Here is a 16889-nt window from a genome sequence, read left to right as displayed (position 1 = left end):
CATTTATGTCCCCATTAATTTCTGTCATCGTTCCATGTTACAATCAGGCTATCTATTTAGATGAGTGTCTACAATCTGTATGGGATCAAACCTATACCAATTGGCAATGTATTATTGTCAATGATGGCTCTACTGACCATACAGAAAAAACAGCAAAAAAATGGATCGAAAAAGACAGCAGATTCATATATGTGTACAAAAAAAACGGAGGCTTATCTTCTGCAAGAAATGCAGGATTGGAAAAGGCTTCAGGAGATTACATTCAGTTTTTAGATTCTGATGATACTATCCATTCGGAAAAGTTTACAAAAAGCCTTTCCTCTGGAACAGAATATTCATTAATGGTAAGCCAGTTTACTATTTACAAAAACCAAACACACTATCCCGGTTACAATCGTGTTAAACAGGACTTTTTAACATTTGAGGGTATTGTATTTGGATGGGATTTAAAATTTAGCATCCCTATTCATTGTTCCTTAATCTCAAAAAACTTACTTGATGGATTTCTTTTTGACACATCTTTAACAAGCTGTGAAGACTGGCTAATGTGGATTTATGTTATGAAGGACCATCCAAAAGTACTTCTCCTAGAAGAACCTCTAGCCCATTACCGTAAAGAAGACAGCAATAACAGTATGTCCTCTGACCTTCATAAAATTCTTCATCAAAGAATAAAAATTCTTCCGATACTGAAGAAATTATATGGTGATGATCTTCATGACAGGTTGGCTTATCACATCATTGAAGTTCGCTCTTCACAATTTATACAGATGAGGAACGAATTTAATAAAGTAACCGGAGGTAAGGTCATTTCCGGCTATCTGGCTTTAAAAAAATATTATTATAAACTTTTTCAGAAAAAATGATTCTATCTGTAGCCCTCTGCACCTATAATGGTGAAACATATATCGCAGAACAGCTGGAAAGTATCCTCAGCCAGGAAAAACCGGTATCTCAAGTTATCATCTGTGATGACGGTTCTACTGATGGAACATTGAAAATACTCTCTGAGTATACAGCACATTTTCCAGACATTATCAAGGTCTATCAAAACCCAGAGAACCTGGGTTATATAGGAAACTTTGAAAAAGCAATGAGTTTATGTACTGGAGATCTTGTATTTTTATGTGATCAGGACGACAGGTGGTATAAAAATAAAACTACAGTTATTACCGATAGATTTGAAAAAAATCCCAACATTAACATTATTTCTCATAATATTAAACTTTTTGGTAAAGCCATAGACAGTACAGAAGAGACAACCTATTGGGATATAGAATCAGTTAACCCTGAACAATTTAAACATCCTAGAGATATCATAAAAAGGATATTATACCAGGGAAATATATTTCCAGGAATGAGTATCGCTATTCGAAATACATTCCTAAAGGCTCATCTTCCGTTAAAAAAAATTAATCCGGTTATTATCCATGATTACGAGCTTATGCTCGTAGCCTCTAACAAAGATTCAGTATGGGTAGAAAAAAACATTTTAGGCCAATACAGAATCCATCCGAAACAAAATATTGGATACAAAACTTTTTCCCATTTTAAGAATGAAAAAGAAGCTCTATCCCGCGATTCCCTTTTTACAGTATTCAAGAGATTCTCCTTTGTAAAAGAAACAATCGCTGGACTTAATTTAGATCCATCACTGGAAAACGGATATAAAGCATATTGTCTTCAACAATATAAAAACTATCTTAAAAATCTCCCCCCTTTGGAACGCTGGATAACCCAAATGAAAATGAAATACTATTTTCATATATTTGATTATCTGAAATAACCTATTGGTAACCATAGATAGTAAAATTGTTCCCCAGCCCAACACAATTAATGAAAAGAAACAGCATATGATTATTGGCAACGGTATTATAGCAAATGCAATAAAATCTTATGATACAGCAGATATTGTCTTTTTTGCATCAGGAGTTTCAAACTCCCTGGAAACACGAACATCCGAGTTTGAGAGAGAACTTTCTCTTTTAAAAACAGTACATGAACAAAATAAAGAAAAAAAAATCATCTATTTTTCTACGTTGAGTATTCATGACCAATCCAAACAGGAAAGTCCCTATGTCATTCATAAAAGAAACATTGAAGATTATATAAAAAATAACACTGAAGATTATGTGATTTTGAGAATTGGTAATATAGTGGGTAAAGGAGGAAATCCCAATACGCTTTTTAATTTTCTTAAAACACAGATCACGAACGAAACTGAATTTGCAATCCATAGCAAAGCCAGAAGGCTGCTTTTAGATATAGAAGATATTTCCAGGTTCTTAAAATCACGATGTTTACAAGCGTCCAATAAAATTATCAATTTTTCATTTCCATACAATTTTGATTTAAAAGAAATTGTCATGGCTATTGAAAAAGAGACCCGTCAAAAAGCTCGTTATTCAGAAGTAGATGAAGGGGATTTCTACAAAGTAGATTTTGAAGAGGAAATAATGACATTCTTTTCGGGGATTAGTCCAGAAAATTATCTTGAAAAATTAACTCGAAAATACATTTAAAATGCCTGTTATTCATGTAATTATCGTCACATATAATGCCATGCGATGGGCAAAAAGATGTTTTTCAAGCTTAGAAAACTCTTCATTGCCAATACGATGTATCGTCGTAGACAATGGATCTACAGATGGTACACAGGACTATATTAAAACCCATTTTCCAAAAGTAGACTTTATACAGTCTCCCAAAAATTTAGGATTTGGAAAAGCCAATAATCTAGGTATTGAAAAGGCATATAAAGAAGGTGCAGAATTCTTTTATCTGATGAACCAGGATGCATGGCTTTATCAAGACAGTATGGAAAAAATGCTAGATATTTATTATCATCATCCTAACAAAGACGAAATTGGGATTATCAGCCCTTTTCATATAGATGGCTCGGAAAAATATCTGGATATTTTTTTAGATCAGTATATCGCTAAGAACTATGAAAAAACCAGACTGATTTCTGATCTTTATTTTCAGACATTGAAACCTTTTTATGAAATCCAATTTGTGAATGCCGCCCACTGGCTGTTACCCAGAAAAACAATAGAGACCGTAGGTGGTTTTAATCCTTACTTTTTCCATTATGGAGAAGATAATGAGTATGTGAACCGCATTCATTTTCACCAGCAGAAAGTATTGATTGTTCCCGGAAGTAAAGTGGTACATGACGGTGTTCAATCACTTAACAAAATAGATCGTACAAAGTATGAAGATGTCCGTATTGAAGTCAATATTATGAATCCAAATCTGCCCAATGCTCTTGAACTTGAAAAAAGAGCCCTTAAACAAAGCATGCTTAAAAATATAATGACGGGTAATATCAGTCAATATAAACAGCTTTCAAAGAAGTATAAAAAAATATCCAGAGACGGGGAAACATTAACAGGATTACGAAATCAACTGACTCAGAAAGGTAGTACTTTTCTTAATCTGTCGTAAATTAGCCAATACAAAAAATGAAAATTAATGATGAAAAATAAAAGCCTATGTGTGGAATAGCAGGAATTATAAGCAGTAATGCCAGAAATTATCAGGAAGAAATAAAAAAAATGACAGATTCCCTGATACACCGGGGTCCTGATTCCTCGCATTATGAATTTTATGATAATGCAGCCTTAGGCCATCGCAGGCTCTCCATTATAGATTTATCTGAAAATGGAAAACAGCCCATGTTTTCCAATACCAAAGATGAATGTATTGTTCTCAATGGAGAAATCTACGGATATCAGGATATTAAAAAGGAATATGCCGAATATCCTTATCACGGGGAATCTGATACAGAAGTTATTCTTGCCATGTATCAGAGAAAGCAGGAAAACCTGATCCATGAACTTCCGGGAATGTTCGCATTTGCCATATGGGATAATCAGAAAAAACAATTATTCTGTGCCAGAGACCGCTTTGGAGAAAAACCTTTTTACTACGCTATTGGAAACAATAACGAATTTATTTTCGCTTCGGAAATAAAGGCCATTCTGGCCACTGGTCTCATTCAACCTAAGGTAAGCCCCGACGCCCTCTCTCACTATCTTCAGTACGGATATGTAAGTACCTACCAAAGTATTTACAGTAATATATATACCCTACCTCCTGCCCATCAGCTAATCTGGAAAGAAGGGAAAATTAGTGTATCACGCTATTACAGTTTACCGGCAAAAGACAGAACGATTAGTCTTTCTGATGCTAAAGATGAATTTTTGTATCTCCTCAAAAATGCAGTAAAAAAACAGCTTATTGCAGACGTAGAAGTAGGAAGTTTTCTAAGCGGCGGATTGGACTCTTCCTCCATTGTAGCATTGGTAGATGAATTTCTACCTCAGCAGACTACCATCAGTTTTGGATATGACCATAAAGATAACGAGCTGAAATATGCTAAAGAAATTGCAGATAAATATAAAACCAACCACATAGAAGTCCATGAGAAAAAAGAGGATCTTGTCACTTCTCTATTAAAGATCACTCCTTTTTTTGATGAACCCTTTGCAGATGCTTCCTTTATCCCACATTATGAGATCTGTAAAGCAGCTAAGAAGAACCTTACTGTAGTCTTATCCGGAGATGTAGGAGATGAGCTTTTTGGCGGTTATCATTTTTATACCGTTGAAAACAAAATGAAGCAGCATTTCAGTTATAAAAATATAATGGCTCAATTTGGATTAAAATTATATCAAAAGCTGAGAACCACTTCTTTCATTACTCAAAAGAACATACAATATAACTCTATCCTTGATTTCCATTTGAATGCTGTAAGAAACGACTTTAATAAAGGAGAACGTGGGCACCTCGGTATTTTTTCAGACTATCTGCAGCCTTACAGTTTCGCACCGGATACAGACTCGCTCAATGATATTATGAGAACAGATCTTGAAAACTATGTTCCCGCCAATATGATGGTAAAATCTGACAGGATGGCTATGGCTAATTCATTGGAAGTAAGAACCCCGTTTCTTGATCTGGATTTTGCCGAATTTTGTATACAGCTACCCGATCAGTTGAAATTAAGCAATACCAATGACAAGATTATTCTTCGGGAAGCTATGGGATCATATTGGACTGAAACCATCAGAAAACGTCATAAACAAGGATTCGGACTAGGGGTAAAGAATTGGTTTGCCGAAGAAAATCTCATGAACTTCTCCAATGACATGCTAAAAAACCCTAATCATAAAGTATTTAATTTTATTGATTTTAAAGCAACTCAAAGCTATCTGAATAAAGATGAGAAACACTGGAATCTTTTGCAACTTGCCCTTTGGGCAGATAATAACCAATCTGTACTATAATGCTTGATATTTCTGTAATCATCCCTGTATATAATGCTGCTGAATTTTTAGAAAAATCAGTCATCTCTGCATTACAATTTGAAGAAGTTAAAGAAGTTATTTTGGTTGAAGATAAATCAACCGATGATTCTCTGGAGATCTGTAAACGAATAACGAAAGAACATTCAAGGGTTAAACTTTTTCAGCATCCTGACCAAGAAAATCATGGAGCTGCAGCTTCAAGAAATCTGGGAATTGAAAAAGCCGTAGGAAGCTTTATCACATTCTTAGATGCAGATGATTATTATCTCCCAAATAGGTTCGATGCAGAGAAGGCGATCTTTAATGATTCAAAAGTAGACGGGGTTTTCAACGCCGTAGGCATTGAATATCTTACAGAAAAGGGAAAACAGGAATTCCAGTCTAAATTCAGTGATAATACACTTACTACCGTCAATTATCCTGCCGAGGGAAAAGAAGTATTCAGAGGACTTTTAGGGTTTACACCGAAAACTTTCGGTACATTCTTCCACCTGAATGCATTAACTATAAAAAAGACTGCCCTTGAGAAGCATTCTTTAAAGTTCAATAAAATTCTGCGTGTCCACCAGGATTCCGATTTCATCATTAAGCTGGCTTACCACTGTTATTTAAAGTCCGGTATTATAGATCAGGCTGTAGCGATGAGAGGCATACATGATGACAACAGAATTACAAAGATTATAAGATATTCCCCACAATACAATCAAAGGCAGTATCTTTTCTGGAACTCTTTGTACGAATGGTCTAAGCCATTGCCGTTAGAACCGGATTATGCTCAGCATATCTATCTGCAGAAAAAAGCATTTGAGCTTTCTGCAAAAAAAGGATTTTCAAAAATAACGAGCTTATTGGCCGCTGTTCTTAAAAACCCCAATATATTGCGGACAAAATACAGATTCACCTATTCTCATTGATAGATCTCAATACTCTTCAAATAGTAATAAAATATTAATATTCTGTCTAAAAGGAGTAAGAGATTACTTAAAAATACAAAGCCTCTATTCATATATTTATAGAGGCTTTATGTTTAATATCCGATACATAAAAATTATTTTATTAACGAGATTCACCCTGCTCAGATAATAAGAAATTACATTTTAAGGTTTATTATATTCAAAAAAGCAAATATTTCATTATATCATAATACTAAGGATTGTAAAACTAGAATTAAAAGCTTAAATTTCGTACTTGAAATGGCAGTGTAAAAAAACACAATTAATCTATTATAAAAAGATGAAATGAAGATTTCAGTAGTTATTCCCGTCTATAACGCCGAAAATTATGTCCTTCAGGCAGTGGAATCTGCTCTTCAGTTTGATGAAGTTTATGAAGTAATTCTCGTTGAAGACCAGTCTCCGGACAATGCACTTCTTGTATGTCAGCAGATCGCTGAAAAATATGATAGAGTACAGCTTTATCAGCATCCGGATAAAAAAAATCACGGAGCGGGCCCAAGTAGGAATTTGGGTATAGAAAAATCAACCGGAGATTTTATTGCATTTTTGGATGCTGATGATTATTTTCTCCCTAATAGATTCGATGCAGAAAAAGAGCTCTTTAAAAATCCAAAAGTAGATGGTCTATATGGAGCACTTGGTGTTCATTACTATTCTGAAAAAGCAAAAAAACAATACTACAGTTTATTCGGAGACAGGCTTACCACTGTTTATAAAAAATATGACACGTACAATGTTTTCCTGGGACAGCTTCACATGCTTGGAAGCTTTGGGTTGTTCAGTATTGATACCTTAACAGTCCGCAGAGAGGCATTGGCAAAAAAAATGAATTCGTTATTCCAACCTCATCTGAGAATGCATGAAGACACCGAGTTTCTACTTCGGCTGTCTTATTACCTTAATCTATATCCCGGAATCATTGATCAGGCAGTAGCAATACGGGGGGTACACGAAAATAACAGAATAACGAAAATAAATTCACGGGTAATAAATCCTGCCATATCAAGAACATTGCTTTGGAAAGAGATCAAAACATGGTCAGAAAGTGAAAATGATATTTCTGAAGAGGTGAGACTTCATATTGACAGAATGTATCGCAGCTTCGAGATTGCAAAAGCCCCGGTATTCAAAAAATGGGGGATGATTATCAAATATCTGTTTACAGATTATAAAAGTATAAGATCCGGCCTTTATAATATTAACTTCAGACATTCACTGGTCTGATGGGTGATCCCGGGACGTTCATCTCATTTTACAGACCTATATCTCCACTTTTTTAATTATTTTTTAAGCTACAAGTCTTTATATTTGATTATCTTGCAACATACAAATGATCAAAAAAATTCAGCTAACAAAAAATGAAAATTTCTGTAATAATTCCTGTTTATAATGCCGAAAAATTTGTTTCTCAGGCAGTAGAATCAGCCCTTCAGTTTGATGAGGTACATGAAGTCATTCTGATTGAGGACAGATCTCCAGACAACGCACTGCAGGTATGCAAACAACTTATTGAAAAAAACGACAGAATAAAACTCTATCAACATCCTGATAAAGGAAATCATGGTGCCGGCCCTACCCGAAATCTGGGAATACAAAAAGCTACCGGAGATTTTATTGCTTTTCTGGATGCGGATGATTATTTCCTTCCCAACAGATTTGATGCCGAAAAAGAACTTTTTAAAGATCCAAAAGTAGAAGGTGTCTACGGAGCGCTTGGCGTCCATTATTATACTGAAAAAGCAAAAGAACAGTACTATCCTGTATTTGGGGATAAACTGACGACAGTACATAAGAAACATGGTCCAAAAGATGTTTTTCCAGGGCAGATTTATCTGTTAGGAAGCTTTGGACTGTTCAGTATTGATACCTTAACAATACGAAGAGATGCTCTGGTAAAAAAAATGAATATTTTATTTAAAGCCAGTCTGAGACTCCACCAGGATTCTGAATTTTTATTTCGCCTTTCCTATTATCTGGACCTGTATCCGGGTATTTTAGATAAAGCGATAGCCATGAGAGGAGTCCATGAAAACAACAGGATTACCCAGGTAGATTCAAAGAAGATCAACCCGGCTACCACCAGAGTTCTTTTATGGCAGGAAGTTGATAACTGGGCAAAAAATGAAGAGACAATACCTGACCATATCAAGCTTCATATTAACAGAATGTACAGAAGTTTCAGAATCGCAACAACTCCTGCGCCTCAAAAATGGGGAGTGATTCTAAAGCATTTGATCTCTGACTACCCAAGTATACGCTCCGGTATTTACAATATTAATTTCAGAAAAAATTTATTTTAGCGTTTCCCTATTTTGATAGAGTCTGCCATTCTGGAAGTAAAAATTTTGCTTGAATTCTGGTACATATGGTTTCCGTCAGTATACATATACGTTTCGCTCTCCTCTGAAAAATCAAAAAATTTCACATTCTGTTTTCGTGAAACATCCTGTAATAGCTTGCTGAAATTGGGGAATTTTTTATTTTCAATCGCCATAATGCCTTTAGAAGCAGGAATCCGGACGAGATACACCGTTCCTTTAGTTCTTAAATAGTTAATTATCTCATCAAAAGCTCTGAGACGTTCCTGCGACAACTCGGCTTGTTGAGCCAATGCCTGATAGAACACTTCTTTTTTGGTAGTTCTGGCAGCCACAGAATCTTTATGCATATTCACATTAATTTCCATCCATCCGTCTTCATGAAGAAATGAATTGGATTTCCCGACTGCATCTGCTCTTTCCGTGTATATTTTGAACCAGCTTCTTGTATAATGTTTTAGCAGGTATTCATAATTGGGTGATCTGTCATAGGTGTACACATCATTCAGCGGAGAATGCTCTTCCGGAAAATCTTTACTGTTCTTAATATTTTTATCCAATGATAAAGTCCATGGACTTACTGTCAGAATGAAAATTCCATTTTTGGTCTCAGGGTCCAACTTCCGTTTTAAAGCTTTAAAGTAGATCTGTCCATAGGGTGACTCAACAACATTGAGAGAGAAATTATCAAAATCCCCGGAAAGTTTCTTTTTTAAAACACTGGGTACAACGGCCTGTGATCCCCTGGAATCCCCCAAAATAATATTCTGGGGCTTTTTAACCGCAAAATGCATATAATTATCATCAGTATTTCCGTCAGCATAACTTCCAAGCACAGCAAATACTGCCACTACTGCCACAAAATAAGGTCCTATTTTTATTAAAAACTTCTTCATGCTAAAACTGAAAATAAATAAATTCATTATTCCCGAAATTGGCATAACGGAGAATGATATAAATAATAACCATATAAAAAATACGTCTCATCCATGGATTGAATCTTTTTATTTCTAATCCGTGAAACCTTTCTCTATTAACCCACTCTACCACAAGCATAAACCCAATCAGCGCCAGGATTTTCACAGGCAATGAATGGGGCAAAGCAAAAATTCCGGTACTGCAAATTCTCTTTATATAATCTAAAGCCTGGGTTACAGATTCTGCCCTGAAAAAAATCCAGGCAAAGCAAACCGCTAAAAAAGTAATAAAGATCTGGAAACACTCTTTAAAGGAAGGTAATAGTTTTCCCTGTGCTGCTACTTCAATATTCTGACGGTTTTTATTCATTATCAGAAGAGGCATAAAATACAGGGCATTGAGCCCTCCCCAAATAATGAATGTCCAGTTGGCTCCATGCCAGAATCCCGAGACAAGGAAGATCACAAATGTATTTCTGATCTTCATAGAAAGTCCTCCTTTACTCCCTCCTAATGGAATATACAGATAATCCCTGAACCATGAAGAAAGTGAAATATGCCATCTTCTCCAGAATTCGGCAATGTCTCTTGAGAAATAAGGAAATGCAAAGTTTTTCAGAAGCTCTATTCCAAACAGCCTGGAAACCCCTAGCGCTATATCTGAATATCCGGAAAAATCACCATAGATCTGGAATGCAAACAATACAGCTCCTATTACTAAATTTCCAGGGCTTTCCGTCTGATAGTTTGTAAAGATCTCATTCACTAAGGGAGCACAATTATCTGCAATGACCATTTTTTTGAAGAACCCCCAAAGTATCTGACGCATGCCATCCACGGCCTGGTCATAATTAAATATCCTCGTTTTCTGTATTTGAGGTAATAGATGGGTAGCCCTTTCTATCGGACCCGCTACGAGAAGAGGAAAGTAGCTGACAAATACGGCATAATCTGTAAAATTACGTTCCGCTTTAATCCTTTTTTTATAAACATCTATCACGTAAGAAAGTCCATGGAATGTATAAAATGATATTCCAACCGGAAGGATAATTTTAAGAAGCCAGACATTCGCTTTGAAGCCTAATCCTCCAAGAAGTTCGGCAAAGCTCCCAACAAAAAAGTTATAATATTTAAAAAAACCCAGAAAGCCGAGATTGATAACAATACTTAATGTAAGCCAAAATGTAGCTTCCCTTTTATTTTTACTGTTTTCAATCTTAATACCTGAAAGATAATCCAAACCAATAGAAAACATTAGCAAAAAAAGAAATCTCCAATCCCAGCATGCATAAAAATAAAAACTCGCTAACAGCAACAACCTGTTTTGATTCTGAAATTTTTTATTGAAAACAAACCAATAAAGACAGAATACAATTGGTAAAAAGATAAGAAACCCTATTGAATTAAATAACATATTGCCTTTTTAGAAGTTATTGATATTTAAATACCTCCCATAAATCAATAAGCCATCTATATCGATGTTATTTTTTGGGGGAACATTTTTTATTTCGATCATTATGAGTGTTTTAAGTTACATAAAAATAAATATTCTCAACTAATTTTTATTTTTTTAAGATAATCCCTGAGCGGTTTTTCAATAAACTGATAAAATAAAGCAGAAGTCATAATAAGAACTCCCATATAAATCCAGAATATAGTATCAATCTCAAAATTATACTGTTCCAGAATTTCCCTCAAGATATATAAAACAGGGATATGTGTTATATAAACAGCATAGCTTGCTTCCCCTAAATACTCTAAAGGTTTTAATGAAAATATTCTGGTCAGTGTCCCATTATTTTTCGATATCAAAATGATAAGCGGAATAAACAGCAGTGCCATCAAACCATTATGATAGAAAAGAGGTATAAAGATCAACGCCAATAGTATCAATAAGAAAATGACAATGACAGGAACATCATAATTCTTCTGCTTATGATTTTTTACAAAAAACAGCCCTGCCAGATTTCCTACCAGAAATTCATTAATATGCATCAATGGGAAATAATACAGCAGTTCATGACTTTCCGTATGAGGTCCTTCATAATATAAAGAACCAGCATAAAGACTACAAAATACCTGGGTTATAACCCAGATAATGACCGTAATCACCCAGACACTTTTATTTCCTTTAGAATAAAAATGGTTATAGAGTAATGGAAAAATAAGATAGAACAAAAACTCTACAGAAATAGACCAGCCCGGAAAATTCAGGATCATAGCCTCTCCGGGAATCCAGCTCTGAAGCCCCAACAGGTATAAAAAAGCTTTATAAAAACTGAAACCTGAATATCGGGTGATCAGATAGAGTAAAAGTCCCAGTACATATAATGGATAGATTCTGGCAAACCGATTTTTGTAATAATCAAAATAGTTAATCCTGTCTTTCTTATGATAGGCTACGATCATGATAAAGCCGGAAAGAATAAAAAAATAGCTTACCCCTACGTTCGCTTTCAGAAAAACATTAGAAATGTAATCTATTTGGTATAGAAACATATCTTTATTAAAATGGGAAATGACAATAGCCATAGCCGCAAGAAACCGGGTAAATGTAATCTGGGTTATCTTCATAAAAACGGCCAAACAGTCATGTTATACATTGTATTTAATGTTTTTTATCCAGAAACCTTACTATATTTTTATTGCTGTAAAAAAGAATCATGAATTATTTTCATTGAATAACCTCTTATACACGCCGTTCTCCATCTTAAAAAAAGAAGGAACAAATTGTCTACTGTACTGCTTATTTAATAAAAACGCCAATATATTTTCCTTCGTATTCTACCACTGTAGTTTCAATATTGTTTTTTTCACAAAAATCCTGATAAGCAGAGTTATCGCCAATATCGTCACTGATAAAAACTCCTCCTTCTCTCAGATGCTTGTAAAGCTCATCATAAGCCCACATCCTGCCATTATAACTCTTATCGGAATCATAGTGGAGAACATCAAAGATCTTATTTTCCGTGAAAATCTTGGGTAAGGATTCCTTGTCTGCAAAACGGAATAATTTCCAACCTCCTTTAAGGTTTTCCGGAACTACATATCCTACATATTGATCACCATCCTGTGCCAGGTAAGGCATATCTGAACTGTATAATGTTCCGTTTCTTTTTACCAATGATAAAAGCGTAGCCAATGAAGACCATCCATAAGCTACTCCAGTTTCTACTACATGCTGAGCTTTAGTAAACTCGCAGGCATAGTAGATAAGCTCTAAAGCTCCTGGACCACCCATTTTTACAGGGCAAATCCTTTCTTTTTCTGCTGCTGCAGCTAAAACTTCCTGGTAATTGTTACGGAAAGCATCTATTTCAAGCCCAAAAAGCTTAGAAACGGCTTCTTTTTGTGATACTGCTCTTCCAGCGGCCCAGGAATTGGTTTTGTCTTTTCCTTTAAAGGCATTGCCTCTGTTTACAGTATTTTTAATAATTTTCCGGCCCAACTCCGGATAAAGATCAGGTCTTTTTAAATACCCGATAAATGTTTTGAGAACTCTAGTTATTTCACTCACTGTGTTGCCTTTAATTAAAGCAAAAATAAAGATTTTTTTTCATTTATCTAAAAACAGGCTATATTTGTGTAACTCAAAGTGAAAAAAAAAAGTTACAATATGCTTTATAATTTTTTTGAAAAAATTCAAAGAAAAAAACAACTGTCTTCTTTAAAAAAGCACCCTAACGTATTTTCCCAGAATATAAGGATTGGTGTAGGCAATCATTTTGTCCTGGATAAAAACTTGAAAAAAGTGAATATTGGGCAGTCAGCAGATTTTAGAAACTATATTTCTATTCTTGTTTTAGAAAATGCCTCTTTACAGATAGGGACTGATTTTTTTATGAATAACTTCTGTTCAATTAATTGTATGGAACATATCTCCATAGGGGATCATACATTATTTGGGGAAAATGTAAAACTCTATGATCATAACCATTGTTATGAAACATCTCCTGAGTTTAAAGTATATCCATCAAAGTTTAATAAAGCTCCTATAAAAATAGGCAGCAATTGCTGGCTTGGAAGTAACGTAACCGTTCTCAAAGGGGTAACAATAGGTGACAACTGTATTATTGGTGCCGGATGTACTATTTATCAGGATATTCCTCCCAATACACAGGTAATCAATAAGCAGGATTTAATTTTAAATCCGCTCTAAAATACCAACACAGATTTTACATAGAATGAAGAAGAAAATCTCCATTATTGTACATAAATTTTTCAGATAATGTCAGAAAACGAAAAAATAAAAGTTCTTTTCAGACACCGGTCTATGGAAATGGGTGGTGTGGAAAAAGTTATATTAAGCATGCTCAATAATCTAAACCCTGATAAATTTGACATCACAGTATGTCTTAATCTCAATCAGGGAGAGCTTAAAGACGAATTTCCCCACCATGTAAAAAAGGTATACCTTGCCGATGGTAAAGAAAGCTTTTCTCAAAATGCACTAATCCATAAATTTCAACTTATCCGCAGGAGGTTAAAACTTTCGCGTGCTTTAAAAGATCACAAAATTTCTGATCGTATATTAGGAAACAAAAAGTTTGATATTGAAATTGCTCCTACTTATGCGGCATTTTCGTCGGTTATCAATTCCAGCAATAAAGATTCAAAAAAAATAGGTTGGTTCCACTCTGAGATCAATGTCCCGGGCATGAAACCTTTAGTTCCGGATATTCTTGAAAATTTCCCACAGTTTGATCATATGATTTACTGCTCACAAAAGATCAAGGATATTATGCATCAGTCTTATCCGGATCTGCAGTATCCCGCTGAGACTGTTGTAATCAATGCTATTCCGATAGAGGAAATTAAAAAGAAGGCAGAAGAAAAAATAGAAGACTTTCCACAGGAAGGGCCCGTTTTTGTTTCTGTAGGCCGTCTCCACAACAGAAAAGGTTATCACAAATTAATTGATGCTCACAAAAAACTGATTGATGAAGGATTCCATCACCGTGTTGTCGTGATTGGAAACGGAGAGGAAATGAAAAATCTGACACAGCAGATTCTCAACAACAATGTTCAGGAAACGTTCATTTTATGTGGGAATAGAATGAACCCTTATCCGTACATTAAAAAAGCAGATTATTTTATCCTTTCTTCAGAATCCGAGGCCTGGCCTTTAGTGATCGCAGAAGCATTAATTCTTCAAAAACCAATTATTGCTACCGATACAGGAGATGTAGGAGTAATGATTAAAGATCGTGAAACCGGTTATCTTATCAATTATGACACGAATGAAATGTATGAAGCCATGAAAACATTTCTAACTGACCAAGAACTTATATCTCATATCAGAAAAAATCTGGAAACCATTGAAGATCAGTTTGACAATCAGAAAATATTCAATGCAGTAGAGAGCATCATCAACGATCTTTACCAACGTTGATTATTGAGCAGAATATCCGCCGTCTACCACAAGATTTGAACCGGTTATCCATTTCGCAGCATCGGAAAGCAAAAAGATACAGGCATTAGCAACATCTTCAGGATTTCCAATTCCAAGAGGATGTTTTTTAAGAATTTCTTCAGCAGCCTCTTCACCAATGTCGGCAAACATTTTTTCCAGAATAGGGGTATGTACCATGGCAGGGCTTATACTGTTGACACGGATATTACTCCTGGAAAGTTCCATAGCCATAGAGCGGGCTCCTGAAATGACAGCACCTTTGCTGGAAGAGTAAGCAGCCTTCCCTATCTCACCGACCATTCCTGCCACAGAAGAAATAAAAACAAAACTAGAAGCTTCGGTTTTATATTTTTTAAGGGACAAAATTTTAGCGATTTCAAATCCTGCAATTACATTCACAGCAAAAATATCATGATACAGCTGGGGAGTATGCTTTTTAAGCGGAAGCGTTTTTTCTACTCCTGCACAATGAATAAATCCTGAAATCTTTCCTATCTGCAACACTTTTTCCGCAATCAGCTCTTCAAGATTCTCACTTTGTGCAATATCGGCAATGATAGTCTCCACTTTAGTATAAGGAGCCAGCATTGATACCGTTTTCTGCAGCTCTTCTTCATTTCTAGCGACCAGGATCAGACCTGCTCCGCTATTACTGCATTCTACAGAACAGCTTCTCCCGATTCCGGAAGAAGCCCCTGTAATAAGAATAATTTTATCTTTTAATGAAAACTGATTCATTAATCTTCAAAGTTTTCTTTACCAATAATATCTACAAGATCAGATACTTTTTCAATATCCTTAAATTGTTTTGTATCAATTTTTTTATTGAAATTTTCATCCACGAAAGCAATCACAGAAAGCAGGCTGATTGAATCATAACTTTCCAGTTCTTTCAGGTTAGTATCCAGCGTAAGCGCCTGATCTTCTTCTAATTCTTCTTGCAGTTTTTCTAAAAAAACAGATGTCTTCATATTTCTTATTTTATGTTTATACTTATTAAAAATCTAACACGGTTGCTCCCCAGGAATATCCTACTCCAAAACCTGCCAGTAGAACTTTATCACCTTTTTTCAGTATTCCTTTATCCATCATATTCTTCAAAGCGATTGGAATAGTAGCTGAAACTGTATTTCCGGTTTTCTCCATGTCAATATAGAATTTTTCTGTCGGTATTTTGGTTTTTTTCCTAAGATAATTGAGCATAAAGGAATTAGCCTGATGAAAAACAAAATGGTCGATATCATCCATGGTAAATCCATTCACCTCCATTGTTTCTTTTACAAGCCCGGGGATATTTTCTATGGTAAAATTAAAAATCTCCGGTCCATTCATATAAAGATTTTCAGGGTCAAACTCATTATCAGGACTCAATTCAAAATCTGTACGGAATGCTCCTTTTTTTACAATAAGGTTTTCTGCACCACTACCATCTGTTCCCAAACAGAATTTGTAATCTCCTGCATTTTCTACCTGCTCAATAATAGTAGAAGCAGAAGCATCACCAAATATGCTTCGGTTTCCTTTATCTTTCGGATTAATATGCTTTGTATATGTTTCAGAAGTGACTAACAATATATTTTTAGCAATTCCGGCAGCTATTAAACCTTTGGCAAATGCCAGGCCATAAACAAACCCTGAGCACCCCAGATTAAAATCCATAGCTCCTATATTTTTTCTCAACCCAAGTTTATCCTGCAAAATACAGGCTGTTGTAGGAAGAAAATAATCCGGACTTTGGGTACAGAAGAGAATAAAATCTATTTTACTCCGGTCATAATTTTCAAAAAGTTTCTCTGAAGATTGTACAGCAAGATCCAATACGGTCTCATGAGCTGCAGAAATATGGCGCTGTGAAATGCCTACTTTTTCATGGATTCTTTCGGAACTCCATTCGGGAAACTCTTTTTCCAAATCCTTGTTGGTAAGAACCAATTCCGGCAAATAATATTCTATTTTGGAAACTTTTATCATAT

Annotated in this window: 17 protein-coding genes; 10 read left to right on the top strand and 7 right to left on the bottom strand. The window is 35.1% G+C overall.

Annotation, left to right across the window (positions count from 1 at the left end; translation table 11 throughout):
* The first annotated feature begins 5 nt into the window (after positions 1 to 5).
* From B8967_RS14065 to B8967_RS14030, 8 genes are all read left to right on the top strand, one after another.
* Complete coding sequence (locus B8967_RS14065) at positions 6 to 866, top strand: glycosyltransferase family 2 protein (protein WP_084086517.1); 861 nt, start codon at positions 6 to 8, stop codon at positions 864 to 866.
* The gene (locus B8967_RS14060; RefSeq protein WP_084086516.1) at positions 863 to 1786 is read left to right on the top strand and encodes a glycosyltransferase; all 924 of its coding nucleotides are present in this window, start codon (positions 863 to 865) and stop codon (positions 1784 to 1786) included. Before B8967_RS14065 ends, B8967_RS14060 begins: the two co-directional genes overlap by 4 nt.
* Positions 1787 to 1853: 67 nt before the next feature.
* Positions 1854 to 2522 carry an NAD-dependent epimerase/dehydratase family protein gene (locus B8967_RS14055; protein WP_084086624.1) on the top strand — a complete coding sequence of 223 codons (669 nt, stop codon included), beginning with the start codon at positions 1854 to 1856 and terminating at the stop codon, positions 2520 to 2522.
* Position 2523: 1 nt separating this feature from the next.
* Positions 2524 to 3447, top strand: coding sequence for a glycosyltransferase family 2 protein (locus B8967_RS14050; protein ID WP_084086515.1), 924 nt, complete (start codon positions 2524 to 2526; stop codon positions 3445 to 3447).
* Positions 3448 to 3494: 47 nt separating this feature from the next.
* On the top strand, positions 3495 to 5291 hold the full coding sequence (gene asnB, locus B8967_RS14045) for an asparagine synthase (glutamine-hydrolyzing) (protein ID WP_084086514.1): 1797 nt from the start codon (positions 3495 to 3497) through the stop codon (positions 5289 to 5291).
* Positions 5291 to 6226: a glycosyltransferase family 2 protein gene (locus B8967_RS14040; RefSeq protein WP_084086513.1), complete on the top strand. Its 936-nt coding sequence runs from the start codon at positions 5291 to 5293 to the stop codon at positions 6224 to 6226. Before asnB ends, B8967_RS14040 begins: the two co-directional genes overlap by 1 nt.
* A 324-nt stretch (positions 6227 to 6550) precedes the next feature.
* Positions 6551 to 7492: a glycosyltransferase family 2 protein gene (locus B8967_RS14035; RefSeq protein WP_084086512.1), complete on the top strand. Its 942-nt coding sequence runs from the start codon at positions 6551 to 6553 to the stop codon at positions 7490 to 7492.
* 134 nt (positions 7493 to 7626) lie between these two features.
* Positions 7627 to 8568 carry a glycosyltransferase family 2 protein gene (locus B8967_RS14030; RefSeq protein WP_084086511.1) on the top strand — a complete coding sequence of 314 codons (942 nt, stop codon included), beginning with the start codon at positions 7627 to 7629 and terminating at the stop codon, positions 8566 to 8568.
* Here B8967_RS14030 and B8967_RS14025 read toward each other — a convergent pair.
* The 4 genes from B8967_RS14025 to B8967_RS14010 all read right to left on the bottom strand — a co-directional run bounded on the left by B8967_RS14025 (position 8565) and on the right by B8967_RS14010 (position 13020).
* Positions 8565 to 9482, bottom strand: coding sequence for a hypothetical protein (locus tag B8967_RS14025; protein ID WP_228406193.1), 918 nt, complete (start codon positions 9480 to 9482; stop codon positions 8565 to 8567). The genes B8967_RS14030 and B8967_RS14025 overlap by 4 nt on opposite strands.
* A 1-nt stretch (position 9483) precedes the next feature.
* Entirely contained in the window at positions 9484 to 10917 is a 1434-nt protein-coding gene (locus B8967_RS14020) for an MBOAT family O-acyltransferase (RefSeq protein ID WP_084086509.1), read from the bottom strand.
* A gap of 137 nt (positions 10918 to 11054) precedes the next feature.
* Complete coding sequence (locus B8967_RS14015; protein ID WP_084086508.1) at positions 11055 to 12077, bottom strand: acyltransferase family protein; 1023 nt, start codon at positions 12075 to 12077, stop codon at positions 11055 to 11057.
* Between the two features lie 172 nt (positions 12078 to 12249).
* Entirely contained in the window at positions 12250 to 13020 is a 771-nt protein-coding gene (locus tag B8967_RS14010) for a class I SAM-dependent methyltransferase (protein ID WP_084086507.1), read from the bottom strand.
* Positions 13021 to 13119: 99 nt separating this feature from the next.
* Here B8967_RS14010 and B8967_RS14005 point away from each other — a divergent pair, with 99 nt between their 5' ends.
* Positions 13120 to 13662 (top strand): acyltransferase, encoded by a 543-nt coding sequence (locus B8967_RS14005; RefSeq protein WP_052188464.1) that lies wholly within the window; start codon positions 13120 to 13122, stop codon positions 13660 to 13662.
* 69 nt (positions 13663 to 13731) lie between these two features.
* A complete protein-coding gene (locus tag B8967_RS14000; protein ID WP_084086506.1) occupies positions 13732 to 14895 on the top strand; it encodes a glycosyltransferase in 1164 nt (387 codons plus the stop codon).
* Here the strand turns inward: B8967_RS14000 and B8967_RS13995 are convergent, their stop codons facing one another.
* The 3 genes from B8967_RS13995 to B8967_RS13985 are packed head-to-tail and all read right to left on the bottom strand — an operon-like array spanning position 14896 to position 16887.
* Positions 14896 to 15654, bottom strand: a complete 759-nt coding sequence (locus tag B8967_RS13995) for an SDR family NAD(P)-dependent oxidoreductase (protein ID WP_084086505.1) — start codon at positions 15652 to 15654, stop codon at positions 14896 to 14898. It abuts the gene before it with no gap.
* The gene (locus B8967_RS13990; RefSeq protein WP_047484909.1) at positions 15654 to 15887 is read right to left on the bottom strand and encodes a phosphopantetheine-binding protein; all 234 of its coding nucleotides are present in this window, start codon (positions 15885 to 15887) and stop codon (positions 15654 to 15656) included. Before B8967_RS13990 ends, B8967_RS13995 begins: the two co-directional genes overlap by 1 nt.
* A gap of 25 nt (positions 15888 to 15912) precedes the next feature.
* Positions 15913 to 16887, bottom strand: coding sequence for a 3-oxoacyl-ACP synthase III family protein (locus B8967_RS13985; protein WP_084086504.1), 975 nt, complete (start codon positions 16885 to 16887; stop codon positions 15913 to 15915).
* Positions 16888 to 16889 lie beyond the last annotated feature (2 nt).

Source organism: Chryseobacterium sp. YR221, assembly GCF_900176315.1.
Taxonomy (GTDB): domain Bacteria; phylum Bacteroidota; class Bacteroidia; order Flavobacteriales; family Weeksellaceae; genus Chryseobacterium; species Chryseobacterium rhizosphaerae.
The sequence above is the reverse complement of the archived record's forward strand: the minus strand, read 5'-3'. Positions and strand labels throughout refer to the sequence as shown.